The 11,541-nt window shown below is 54.9% G+C and carries 10 protein-coding genes; 2 read left to right on the top strand and 8 right to left on the bottom strand.

Going from position 1 to position 11,541, the window contains the following annotated elements; genetic code table 11:
• From DXA74_RS14035 to DXA74_RS14010, 6 genes are all read right to left on the bottom strand, one after another.
• On the bottom strand, positions 1–4,610 hold a 4,610-nt coding region (locus tag DXA74_RS14035; protein WP_118528650.1), incomplete at its 3' end, for an N-6 DNA methylase.
• Positions 4,600–5,187, bottom strand: coding sequence for a DUF1896 domain-containing protein (locus DXA74_RS14030; RefSeq protein WP_118528648.1), 588 nt, complete (start codon positions 5,185–5,187; stop codon positions 4,600–4,602). The genes DXA74_RS14030 and DXA74_RS14035, both read right to left, overlap by 11 nt.
• A 167-nt stretch (positions 5,188–5,354) precedes the next feature.
• Positions 5,355–7,445, bottom strand: a complete 2,091-nt coding sequence (locus DXA74_RS14025) for a type IA DNA topoisomerase (RefSeq protein ID WP_118528646.1) — start codon at positions 7,443–7,445, stop codon at positions 5,355–5,357.
• A 69-nt stretch (positions 7,446–7,514) separates the two neighbouring features.
• Positions 7,515–9,116, bottom strand: coding sequence for a DUF3945 domain-containing protein (locus DXA74_RS14020; RefSeq protein ID WP_118528644.1), 1,602 nt, complete (start codon positions 9,114–9,116; stop codon positions 7,515–7,517).
• A gap of 19 nt (positions 9,117–9,135) precedes the next feature.
• A complete protein-coding gene (locus tag DXA74_RS14015; protein ID WP_073342361.1) occupies positions 9,136–9,486 on the bottom strand; it encodes a helix-turn-helix domain-containing protein in 351 nt (116 codons plus the stop codon).
• Between the two features lie 3 nt (positions 9,487–9,489).
• Positions 9,490–9,882: a helix-turn-helix domain-containing protein gene (locus DXA74_RS14010; RefSeq protein ID WP_118528642.1), complete on the bottom strand. Its 393-nt coding sequence runs from the start codon at positions 9,880–9,882 to the stop codon at positions 9,490–9,492.
• A 250-nt stretch (positions 9,883–10,132) separates the two neighbouring features.
• Between DXA74_RS14010 and DXA74_RS14005 the strand changes: the two genes are divergently transcribed.
• Both DXA74_RS14005 and DXA74_RS14000 read left to right on the top strand, forming a co-directional pair.
• Positions 10,133–10,426 carry a helix-turn-helix domain-containing protein gene (locus DXA74_RS14005; RefSeq protein WP_032535412.1) on the top strand — a complete coding sequence of 98 codons (294 nt, stop codon included), beginning with the start codon at positions 10,133–10,135 and terminating at the stop codon, positions 10,424–10,426.
• 40 nt (positions 10,427–10,466) lie between these two features.
• Positions 10,467–10,772 carry a helix-turn-helix domain-containing protein gene (locus DXA74_RS14000; protein ID WP_073342752.1) on the top strand — a complete coding sequence of 102 codons (306 nt, stop codon included), beginning with the start codon at positions 10,467–10,469 and terminating at the stop codon, positions 10,770–10,772.
• A 76-nt stretch (positions 10,773–10,848) separates the two neighbouring features.
• On the opposite strand, the gene DXA74_RS13995 is transcribed toward DXA74_RS14000, so the two are convergent.
• Together DXA74_RS13995 and DXA74_RS16670 are read right to left on the bottom strand one after the other, a co-directional pair.
• The gene (locus DXA74_RS13995) at positions 10,849–11,211 is read right to left on the bottom strand and encodes a RhuM protein (RefSeq protein WP_118528640.1); all 363 of its coding nucleotides are present in this window, start codon (positions 11,209–11,211) and stop codon (positions 10,849–10,851) included.
• A 12-nt stretch (positions 11,212–11,223) separates the two neighbouring features.
• Positions 11,224–11,541: tyrosine-type recombinase/integrase (locus tag DXA74_RS16670; RefSeq protein ID WP_233550567.1), on the bottom strand; the 318-nt coding region annotated here is incomplete at its 5' end.

Here is an 11,541-nt window from a genome sequence, read left to right as displayed (position 1 = left end):
TATGCGACTTCATGTCGCACCCACGGCGTATCAAGATGATGGATCGCCACGCACCGTTTCTGCGCGTTCACACCCGTTCCGAGCATGGAGGTGGAACCGAACAGCACACGCACCGTTCCAGCGTTCATGGCATCTATCACCGCCTTGCGCGCCTTGTCGGTCTTGCACTCCTGAATGAAGCGCACCTCGCTTGCCGGTATGCCGTAGTCCTCCGTCAGCTTCCGTTTGATCTCGCTGTACACGTTCCACCCTTCACCCGGCTGATACGTCCCCAAGTCCGAGAATACGAACTGCGTGCCTTTCTGTGCGTCGTATCTGTGGTAATACTCCGCTATCATCTTGGCGCAGTGGCTCGCCTTGTTGTCGGGGTGGTCTTCGTAGTTCGGGTCTATCATGCGCATATCCAGTGCCATCTTGCGGGCGTAATCGGTGGCGATGAGCATCTTCGCCTTCTCCTCCGTTTCCGACAGCGGCAGTCTGCCCAGCAATGTTGCATCGCCCGTTTTGGCAAATTCCATCAACTGCTTGATGAAATACTCCTGGTCGGGCGTGGGCGGTATGTGGTGCAGTATCTCGTTCTTGTGCGGACGGTCCACGCCCACATCCTCCGCCGTGCGGTAGTCGGTGATTTCGTTGTAGAAGGCGGCAAGCTCCGGCACCTTGATGAAGTAGCGGAAACGCTCCTTCTGCACGATGTTGTTCGTCACGTTGAACTCGAAGTCAGTGGTTTTCTTGGCGAAAATCGCCGCCCACGCATCGAAGCAGCGGATGTCCTGCCTCTCCAGCTCCTTCGGGCGGAGGTACTTGAACAGCAGGTACAGCTCCGTCAGCGAGTTGCTGATGGTCGTGCCCGACAGGAACGTCGCCCCCAAGTCCTTTCCCGTCCGCTCCTGTATGGTGCGGATGGCAAAGAGCATGTTCAGGGCTTTCTGGCTACCCTCGCTGTTGCCCAATCCCGCCACACGGTCGTGCCGCGTGTTAAACGTAAGATTCTTGAACTGGTGGCTCTCGTCTATGAAGATATGGTCGATGCCCATCTGCTTGAAATCCGCCACATCGTCCGTGCGTGACTTGATGGCGTATTCCACTTTTTCCAGTTTCGCTTCAAGGTTGTGCTTGCGCTTCTCCAGCCCTTTCAGCATCGCCCGCGACACATTTTTGCCCTGCTGACGCAATACTTCCAGATTTTCCTCCACCGTATCAAGCTCCGCCTGCAGGATGCGCTGTTGCAGCTCCGGACTTTGCGGTATCTTCCCGAACTGGTCGTGGCTCATGATAACGCAGTCGTAGTCGTTGTTCCTGATGTTGTTGAAGAAACGCACGCGGTTGGCGGTCGAGAAATCCTTTTCCGAAGCATACAGGATACGGGCGTTCGGATAGGCGGCCTGATAGGTGGCTGCAATCTCCGCCACATTCGCCTTCAAGCCGATAATCATCGGCTTGTGAGCCAGTTTCAACCGCTTCATTTCATGCGCAGCAATACACATTATCAGCGTTTTACCGGTTCCTACCTCGTGGTCACAGATCCCGCCTCCGTTCTGTTTCAGCATCCATACGCAGTCCTTCTGCGAGGGATATATGCTCTTGATTCCCCGGCTTGCCAGCCCTTTCAGGTTGAGGTCGGGGAAGGTCTGGTGGCTTCCGTCATACTTCGGGCGCACGAAACAGTTGAACTTGCGGTTATACATCGTCACGAGCCTCTCCTTGAACTGCGGAGACTGCTCTTCCAACCATTCGGAGAACCCACCCCGGATTTCGTCAATCTTGGCGTTGGCGAGCTGTATGCCCTCGCTGTCGCGCACCTTGATGTCGTTGCCGTGTTCGTCCTTGCCGATGGACTTCATCATGTCGGGGCAGGTGTTGTGCAGGGCGTGCTTCAGCAGGTGCATACCGTCGTAGTGGCGGTAATAGCCCTTTACCAAAAACTCGTCCGTGATTTTCATGGTACGGTAGCCGCAAGCCACCGAGAACTCGTCCATGCTGGCGGAATAGGCGATCTTCACGTCCGTTTCAAACAGGTGGCTCATATACGAGGCGTACACGCCCGTGGGAATCCATCGTTCACCGAAGTTGAAGTCGAGGTCTTCAAACTCAATCCGCTGCGGTTCGGCTTCTTTCAATGCTTCCAGTGCCTCCTTCACTTCAGGCATATGTTCATTTTCGGGATTGGCATTTATCCAATTTTCGATTCGTTCCGCCTTCTCTATCACGTTTCCGGCGATGAACCTGTCCTTGATTTCGTAACCGGTTACGAGCGGGTTGTAGAAGATGCGCCCTTTCAGGGCTTGGAGCAGTTCCTCCTCCGTTCCGTCGGTTATCTCCCTCATATAATCGAGATCGACCGTTCCGAACCGGTTGAGCGATGCGGCAAGCGCTTCCTCCGGTGTCCCGGCATTCACGGCGGACTCCACCCCGAAGGATACGGGGCGTTCAAAGATGTCCGCCTTCACAAACCTGCCGCCCTCCGCACGTTCCAGCGAAAGGACATCGCGTCCGCCGGCATCCATCATCACCAGTTTCACATTCTGCTTGGCATTGAGGTTGCCGTAGCGCATGACAAATTCATCGTAGCAGGTGTTCAGGTGTTCACGCCACTGGGGATTTGCCTCGTGTCTGTTCGATTCATAGCGGTACAGCCTCTCGTATGCGTCACGGACTGATACATACAGCAGTGCCTTTTCTTTCTGATAACCGGTCAGTCCGAGCGGCTGGAATGTCGCACCGTAGGGAGTGATGTCTTTCAGATACCCGATGTCGCGTGCCCTGTTTGCCACCAGCGACCCTTCACGCAGGTGCATTTCAGGCGTGCGGTGATAGGGACGCGGTTTCATATCCAAGACTTCCTCCTGCTTTTTTGCCTCCGTATCGTGTTCCGTCTGTTGTACGGTGGGTGCTTTCGGTTGTTCCTGCCTGTGCCGTTCCGCCACTTGCCGAAGAGCCTTGCGCTTTTCAGGTGTCATATCCATCATCATTTCATAGAAACCGTTGATGGGCGGATTGTCTTCCCAATTAATGGAAGCATAGATGTCGTCTGGATCGCTTTGCTTATCCGCTTCCTCCACTTCCTTTTTCTCGTCCGTTTTCTTTTCAGCCGGAGAAACAGAGGTGGTATGCGGAGGTATATTCGTAACCTTCGGTGTAACCTGCACTTTCGGTTTGGACTCGGTACGCTTTGCGGCACTTTCCTTTTTCGCTGCCTTTTTCTTCTTGGAAGTTTCCTCCTTGCTGACTTCTTCGGTCATTCCCCAAAGGTCAAGCAGGGAGAGCTGCACACCGTCCGAATGCTTCATCGGGCGGTGTGGCTCTATCTCCGGCTTTTCGTCTGTGGACTGTGGCGTTACTTCTTCCGGTTTTGCCACCGTTTCGGAGTTCGTTACATTCTCAATATGCGGCTGTATTTCGGGAGTGGAAACAATTTCACCTTCCGTGCTTTTACTTTGCGCAGGATGAAGACTGTGCCTGTCATACAGTTTCTTGTCAAACTTTAGCATTTCAATGCTTAAATGCTCCCGCAAGTCCTCCGCCATCTGTTCAATGTCGCCCCGGTGCATGATTTTATAGGCAGGTTTCCCGTAAGGGTCTGTACTTCTTATCAGGTCGGAATGGGGAATCATGCCGATGCTGCCGACATATCCGTTCTCGAAACTGCCGATAGGGGTCTTCCCTGTCTGTATGAACATTTCCTCATAATCATACAATTCCCGTTTCTTTCCGCTGTTCTTTTGCAGGATGATCAGGTCACTGCCCACCTCCGTACCCGCGTTGTCCGTGAAAAGATTGTTCGGCAGGCGTGCGACACCCACCGGATTGGCATGTCTCATCATATACTCGCGTATGGGCGCGTTGGACGGGGCATCCAGCACCCCTTGCGAGGTGATGAACGCCACAATACCGCCCTCGCGCACCGTGTCGAGGCTCTTCAGAAAGAAATAGTTGTGTATCGTCTTCGCGGCGGAACGCCTTGCAGGGTCGTGGCTGCCCGTAAACTCCGGGTCAAACACCGCCACATCACCGAACGGAATGTTGGAGATGACAAGGTCGAAGTAGCCGGTAAACGGCTTTTCTATCTTCTCGAATCCCTGCACCCGCACTTTCTGATCGGGATGCAGGTGTTTCAGAATCCTGCCCGTCATCAGGTCTTTTTCAAATGCCATTATATCGGCATCCGGCTTGTAGCCCAGCACCGCATCCACGAATGCGCCCACGCCTGCCGAGGGTTCAAGCACACGGTCGGGGCGTATGCCGTGCCCGTGCAGCACGTCGGCAATCGCATCGGTTATTTCCGGCGGAGTGTAGAAGGCGGTCAGTACGGACTGCTTCATCGCGTCCATGTACCGCTTGTATTCCATTTCGTCACGGCAGTTCTCGCGCACCAGTCTGTGCAGCTCCACCGTAGGGGCAAACAGTTCGAGGTCTGATTTCGCCCAATGGACGGCATCCGTCAGTTCCTTGGCGGGGTTCAGTATGCACTTCAGCCCTCCGAAGCCGCAGTAACGCTCCAGCAGCAGCCTTTCGCGTGCAGTGGGGGTACGCTGTTCCCTGTCAAGGATGAATGCCGTCCGTATCGCCTCGATGTTGTCCCGTAATCTCTGCTTGCGGTTAAATGCCATACTCTTCGATGTAAAGTACGACGGCTCCCGTCAGCTCCGTGCGCAGCAGGTCGTAGTCGGGCGACAGGGCGAAGTTGTCGTCCGAGAGGTCGTAAATGGAGAACACCGCATCGACGAGCGGAAGCAGTCCGGCAATGAAGCCATCCTGCTTATCCTCCGGCACATCATCGGCAAACTCGCTTTCCACGACTTCGCGGAGGATGGCATGCTTGGAGTAGTGAAGCCCGCGCAGCAGGATGTTCATTGCCAGTTCCTGTGCACCCTCGGCAGGATAGCCGTCAAGCCGTGCCCGCTCATACGTATCGGCGGCGCGGTCGGCACGCTCACGGATAAAGGCGGTATCGGTTGCCTGTTCAAACCGGTTGTTGCGGAGGTAGTCAAGCAGGTACAGACCGTAATAGGAAAAGTCGGTCTGACCTTCGTTTTTCTTCTTGTTGTTCATTACTTTGGAATTTAGTGGATGAATGAATGGGATAATCATATTTGAGGAAGGAAGAAAAAAGGCACTCGGTATCCCTCCGAGTGCCACCACTAAATCCAAAGTATGAGTGTAATCCGGTATCGAAGAACAATCCATTACTCTGAACCAGTGGCAAAGTTAGCGCAAAAATCCGATTAAGCGAAACAAATGAAAATCATATTTACATTTGTGAGCGTGAGGATTTTATTCAAATCGAAGACAATACGAAATAAACCCGTTTATTTCTATTGCCCGGATGCAGCCTAACTTATCAAAAGTTAGCACTATTTCTTCCGTCCTGAAAATTTCTTGGTCGTTTTCCTTTCCGGGAACACAAAAGTCGTATTGAACTCCCCGTCAAAGGCAACGATGGCATCGAAACTCTTGCCGTGCTTGCTCTTGAAGCCTTTTAGCAGTTTCGTGTGCCCTTCGGTAAGCAGGTCTTTGATCTCGTCATCGGAAAGGGTGCGGTTCGCTTTCTGTCGGAAAACGGGCAGTCCGCACTCCGCATTGTCGCAACGGACGACCTTGCCGTAGAACTGCATCGTTCCCGTTCCGCACTTGGGACACTTGCAGCCGGAATCCTTGCGGGCGAAGAGCTTGTCGCATGAGAGCAGTTCCGAGGTAATCTCCCTCGTGTACGCCTCTATCTCCTTGCGGAAGGTATCGGCGGGCAGCTCCCCGCGCTCGATGCGTGCCAGTTCCTTTTCCCATTCGCCTGTCAGGGCGACATCGGCGATGCGCATCGTCTTCACTATCGAATAAAGAGCAAGCCCTTTTTCGGTAGGCACGAGCGATTTCTTGCAGCGTTCCATATAGCCGCGCTTGAAGAGTGTTTCGATAATCGCCGCACGGGTGGCGGGCGTGCCGATGCCGCAATCCTTCAATGCCTGACGGAGCGCATCGTCCTCAACCTCCTTTCCGGCGGTTTCCATAGCCGAAAGCAGGGTGGCTTCGGTATGCAACGGCTTGGGCTTGGTCTTTCCCTCCGTGATCGAGCAGCCCTTCAGTGTCAGCGTGTCGCCTTCCTGCCAGTCAGGGATGGAGATTTCCTCCTTGTCCTCCTCGCCATGGACCGCACGCCATCCGGCCTGCCTGATAATGCTGCCTTTTACCATGAACTCCGCTCCGGCACACTCCGCTGTAACGGTAGTGGTGTCCTTGACACACTTCTCCGAGAAAGCCTCTATCATGCGTCCGGCTATCATCTGATAGACGGTGTTGTCCTCTTTGGAGAGGAATAGCGGCTTCTCGCCCGTGACGAGCAGGGCGTGGTGGTCGGTCACTTTGCAGCCGTCCACGCTGCGGCGTGCCGGCTGCGCTTTCGCCTGCACCTTGCCTTTCCATTCGGGCATCGCACCGATGAAGGCAAGCAGTTTGGGAATTTCAGCAAACACGTCGTCGGGGATGTAGCGGCTTCCCGTTCTCGGATAGGTGACGAGTTTCTTCTCGTAGAGCTTCTGCGCGATTTCAAGCGTCTGCTCCGCTGTGAAGCCATGCTTGGCGTTGGCCTCTTTCTGGAGTGTGGTCAGGTCGAACAGGAGTGGAGTTTCTTCCGTCTTTTCCTTGCGCTCTACTTTCGTGACGGTGGCTGTGCCTGCTTCCTTTACCTTATTATATAGTGCCGTCGCAGGTTCTTTCTCTTTCCATTTCCCGGAAGAGGATAATTTCACCGTTCCGTCATTATTCCCGTCCACGGCGATATGGAGCTGCCAGAAGGCTTCGGGCGTGAAACGGCGGTTTTCCCAGTAACGTTCGCACACCATTCCCAATGTGGGGGTCTGTACACGTCCGACGGAGTATGTGCCGTGCCCGGCGGCGATGGTGAGTGCCTGCGTGCCGTTGATGCCCACGAGCCAGTCAGATTCGCTCCGTGCTTTGGCGGCAAGAAAGAGGTTGTCATACTTGCTTCCGTTTTCGAGGTTACGCAGTCCTTCACGGATGGCCTTGTCGGTAAGCGAACTTATCCAGAGGCGGACGAACGGGGTGGAACATCCGATATAGTGGTAGAGGTATCGGAAGATAAGCTCTCCTTCGCGCCCGGCATCGGTCGCCACGACGATCTGCTCGCTTCCGTTGAAAAGGCGGGCGATGACCTTGATTTGCGCCGTCACGCCGCTGTCGGGCTTGTACCCCTTCTCCGTCTTGGTCTGACGGGGGATGAGCGTGAAGGTTTCGGGGATGACGGGCAGGTTGTCACGGACAAAGCCACGTATGCCGTAGCCGTCGGGCATGGCGAGCTGGACAAGATGCCCGAATGCCCATGTCACGGCATAGCCGCCTCCCTCGAAATAACCTTCCTCTCTCTTTGTCGCGCCCACGATGCGGGCGATTTCACGTGCCACACTGGGCTTTTCTGTAATGATTGTCTTCATTTTTCTTGTTGTTTGATTGTTTTTTTCTTACTTCGGATTTTATGGGATTTAGTGGCGGGCTTGGGGATATTACATCTTCATGCCCTTGCCCGTTCTCTTCTGCGGTTTCTCCTGCTGCCGTTGCTGGTTATTGTCTTTCGGGGCGGTCTGTCCTTTCTGCAACGGTTCTTTCAGGTTCTTGGTCGCCTCGTTGGTCTTGCCCTCGTTGTTCACGGCCACCTGCGTGCGGCTCTCGTTGCTTGGGGCGACCTGCTGCGCGTTGTCGGGATTGGTGTCGTAACGGTACGGGCGACCCTTTTCCGGGTTGAACTTGATGTACATCGTGGCGTGGAAGCCCTGCTTGTCGGTTACGTTCTCCAGCCTCACGGCTCTGCCCGCCACGTAGTCGGCTTTCTGCTGGTCGGTAAAGTTCACATTGCTCCATTTGCTGATGGAGCGGATGCTGCCGTCCTCGTTGGTCCATGTGTTGCGGCGTTGCTCCTTGTTCGTGCCGGCGGCATTTTCCGTACCTTGCGACTGCGCTTGTGCTTGTGCTTGGGTGGGATTCTCCTTGGCTTCCTGCGTCTGTGCGGTACGTGGCGACCTGCCTGTGCCCGGCACGAACTCCACACCGCGCTGTTCCACGTTCACTTGCAGGGTGGTGACGAACTTCCTGCCGTCGTTGCGCTCGATGAGCTTGTCACGCACGGGCAGCCCGGCGCGGAGCATGTCCTGCTCCTGCTTGGTGATTTCAGTCTTGCCGATACGCTCCGGTATGCGCACCTTGCTTGCCGGCACATCCGTAATCTCGTTCGTCTTGCGGTCTATGCTGACGAATGAGGGTGTGATTTCACCCGTTTCCTTGTCCACAAGGTCCACGACCCTGCCGAGGTTGCCTGTCTCGCGGAGGTTCTTGCGGTCTTCGTCGGAGAACTTGTGTTCCTTGTACTCTTCCAGTTTCTGCTCCTTGCGGATGAAGTGCGGCACAAGGCTGACATTGCCCTCGCCGTCCTTCTTGAAGGAGAGTCGCGCGTCCAATTCAAATGCCTCGCCGCCGAAATTGGGCGTGACCTTCACCAAATCTGATTTACCGTAGTTGAGCATCTTCTGAAGGTCGCCGGACTTTTCAAGGTCGTCGCGCTTCACGCCCCATTTCTCCTCCAACTCCTGCCAGTTGATCTTGCTCTCGTCGATGGGCCGGTAGCCCCGGTTGCCCTGCGTCTGCTGCGGGCTTTCCTGATTCTGTTCGTTTTTCTGTTCCAGTTCTTCCTGTTTTTTAGGTTCGTCATCTTGTTTCTGTTCCGGTTGTTCCTGCTTTTCGGCGGACTGCTCCTCCTGTACTTTCTTTTCGTAGCCGGAGGTGTCCACCTTGTGGGGCGCAAGCAGTTCCTTGTTGCCGTCGGGGTCTTTCAGCAAGTCCTTGATAACCTCCAGCAGTTTGTCGGCTTGATCCGCCGCGACACGGTAGAAACCGAAGCGGCTGGGTTCCTTGCACTGCCGGAAGAAGTTCTTGAAGAAGTTGTCCAGCACGTCGCCGTGCCGGTCGAATTGCAGGAAACTCTGCGAGTTCTCCGCTTTCGCGGGGATGCGCTTGGGGAAGCCGTCGGCGTTCAGCCCGGCTACCACGCTGATTTCGCCCGTCTTCTCGTCACGGACAACCAGCACGTCCTTTTCGTCTTTTTTCTTTGCCATCTGAAAAATGTTTTAATGGTTATTTTTGAAAGAAATTATGGATACGAGCCTTGTAGAAGGCTATGTCTTCCTTGCGGAAATCCTTTACATGTTCGGAGAGGAACGTCAGCACGTCCGCCTCGCTGTAATAGGTCTTTTTGCCGAGCGTCTTGTAGGGCAATGCGCCGATGCTGCGGTAGCGTTGCAGGGTGCGCTTGCTGATCTGGAGCAGCATGCACAGGTCTTGGTTGTCGAAAAGCCTGATCCCTTCCATCGGGTTCGGGGCTTTGCCGGACGGCTGCATGGATAGCAGCATCTCGTCCTGACGGTCGAGCCGTTCCATCACCTTCTGCATCCAGTTCTCGAAATTGTTGCGGGTAAGCAGTTCCATGTCCTACGTCCTCCTTCCTTTGGGTCTGCCGCCCGTGCGCAGCGTGTGGTTGCGTTTCATCTGTTCCGGTGTCGCGGCATCTCCCGTGACGGTGCTGTCTTCGAGCAGGCGGTCGATTTCCGACTGCCGATAGCGGCACTTGCCGCGCAGCACGACATAGGCGATGCGCTGTTCGCTGCGCATGCGCTGGAGGGTGCGGCAACTCACGTTCAGCAGGTGCGCCGCCTCGCGGGTGGTGAGCAGCCTGTCGGGAGCTTCTTCCTTTCTCCCGCCGGAAACGGCACGCACGTGTGCCGCTATCTCGGCTATCTGTTCCGTCAATGCGGTGAAGGCGGAACTTTCCATCGTTATCACTTTCATATTCAGTCCTTTCTTTTGGTTTATTTGCATGAACATAGGCTGCGCCTCGGCATACCGTTCAAGCGGGCTTGACGTTCTGCGCTCGGCTTGCGCTATGTTTCTGCGACAAAATTCGGCAATAAACCAAAGGGGCTTTAACAGCTCACTACGTGGCTCACGTAAGATTTTTACGGATAATGGCTCCGTAAACCGGACAGACGGCGCAACAAGCTGCCTTTTAGCGGGAAACGGCACGTGTGCAAGGCGGCTTCGTTACCTTTGCGGCAAACTCTGAAATGTTTTGCTTATGGAAATAGTATCTATCGAGAAAAAGACCTTCGAGATGATGGTGGCGTCCTTCAACGCCCTCGCGGAGAAGGTAGCCGCCCTGAGGCGCAGGAGCGACGGCGGGCGGATGGAAAGGTGGCTCACGGGCGAGGAGGTCTGTGGGCAGTTGAGGATCAGCCCGCGCACGTTGCAGACCTTGCGTGACAGGCGGCTTATCGGCTACTCGCAGATTAACCGCAGGTTCTATTACAAGCCGGAGGAGGTCAAAAGGCTCATTCCGCTTGTCGGCACGCTCTATCCCGGCGGAAAATGATTTGATTTTTTATTATTCACAACCCACTGAATCCGAAATGATGATGAACGAGAACAATGAAGTGTTTACGATGGAGGACGAGCCGCTTGCCTCCGTCGTGCAGAACATGCGCAAAGGCTCGAAATGGCTTTCCGCCTTTCTGGAAAGTTACCGTCCGCCGCTGGATGGGGAGCGTTACCTGACGGACAGGGAGGTGGCGGAACTGCTCCGTGTCAGCCGCCGCACCTTGCAGGAGTACCGCAACAACAGGGTGCTGCCCTTTATCCTTTTGGGAGGAAAGGTGCTTTACCCCGAATCGGGGTTGCGTGAGCTGCTGGAGGCGAACTACAGCAAGCCGATGGAATAAGGCGGCTGCATGAAAAAAGGGAACGGGCAACTCCATACGGGCTGTCCGTTTCCTTTATAATTATATGTATGTGTGTTTAGCAATACCCGGCTTTTCCGTTCTGTATGAACATCACGTATGCCTGCCGCTTTTCCTTCGTGAGTGCCTTGCCTACCAGCCACGTGCGGAACACGTGCGCATGGTAGGTGTTCAGCCGGAAGGCGACGGGGATGATGATTTCCAGCGAATACACGTCGGCTGAAAGCCCGTTTTCAAGCCGCATGTAGCGACACACCTCGTAGTCGTTCAGCACGTCCGGCTTGCGGACGGCTCTGATGGCGGCGTTCACTGCCGGGACGCCCGTGTGGAACAGTCCGGCGATTTCGGTGGCGGTCATCCACACTTCGTTACCGGTTACGCTGACCGCCTTGTCCTCTATGATGATTATGTCACGCTTCATGGCTTCTCTTTTTTAGATGGTACAACCTGCAAATTCCTCAATGCCGTTCAACCTTGCCGCAAGGATCTCCATGTCTTGATTGAGTTTTTCTTTGGTTATCTTCGCGTAAATCTGCGTTGTCTTTATGCTCTTGTGTCCGAGCATAGAACTGACCGTTTCGATGGGTACGCCGTTGGAGAGAAATACCGTTGTGGCCGCCGTGTGGCGGCTCTGATGCCACGTGATATGCTTGGTGATGCCGCAACGCTTGGCGACGGCACGGATACCGGCAAGGCACGTGTTGTAATGCGGGACGGGAAATATCCTGCCGTTCTCGCACAGTCCACGGTA

Origin of the sequence: Bacteroides sp. OF04-15BH (genome assembly GCF_003477995.1) — a bacterium.
In the GTDB taxonomy this organism is placed as follows: Bacteria; Bacteroidota; Bacteroidia; order Bacteroidales; family Bacteroidaceae; genus Paraprevotella.
Note: the sequence above shows the minus strand (reverse complement) of the source record. Positions and strands in the feature narration are given on the sequence as shown.

What these genes read in the sequence shown, in the direction of transcription:
- DXA74_RS14010 (WP_118528642.1), bottom strand. Translation starts at nt 9,882, where the DNA reads ATGTTCATGCAAATAAACCAAAAGAAAGGACTGAATATGAAAGTGATA.
- DXA74_RS14020 (WP_118528644.1), bottom strand. Translation starts at nt 9,116, where the DNA reads ATGGCAAAGAAAAAAGACGAAAAGGACGTGCTGGTTGTCCGTGACGAG.
- DXA74_RS14025 (WP_118528646.1), bottom strand. Translation starts at nt 7,445, where the DNA reads ATGAAGACAATCATTACAGAAAAGCCCAGTGTGGCACGTGAAATCGCC.
- DXA74_RS14015 (WP_073342361.1), bottom strand. Translation starts at nt 9,486, where the DNA reads ATGGAACTGCTTACCCGCAACAATTTCGAGAACTGGATGCAGAAGGTG.
- DXA74_RS14000 (WP_073342752.1), top strand. Translation starts at nt 10,467, where the DNA reads ATGATGAACGAGAACAATGAAGTGTTTACGATGGAGGACGAGCCGCTT.
- DXA74_RS14005 (WP_032535412.1), top strand. Translation starts at nt 10,133, where the DNA reads ATGGAAATAGTATCTATCGAGAAAAAGACCTTCGAGATGATGGTGGCG.
- DXA74_RS14030 (WP_118528648.1), bottom strand. Translation starts at nt 5,187, where the DNA reads ATGGATTGTTCTTCGATACCGGATTACACTCATACTTTGGATTTAGTG.
- DXA74_RS13995 (WP_118528640.1), bottom strand. Translation starts at nt 11,211, where the DNA reads ATGAAGCGTGACATAATCATCATAGAGGACAAGGCGGTCAGCGTAACC.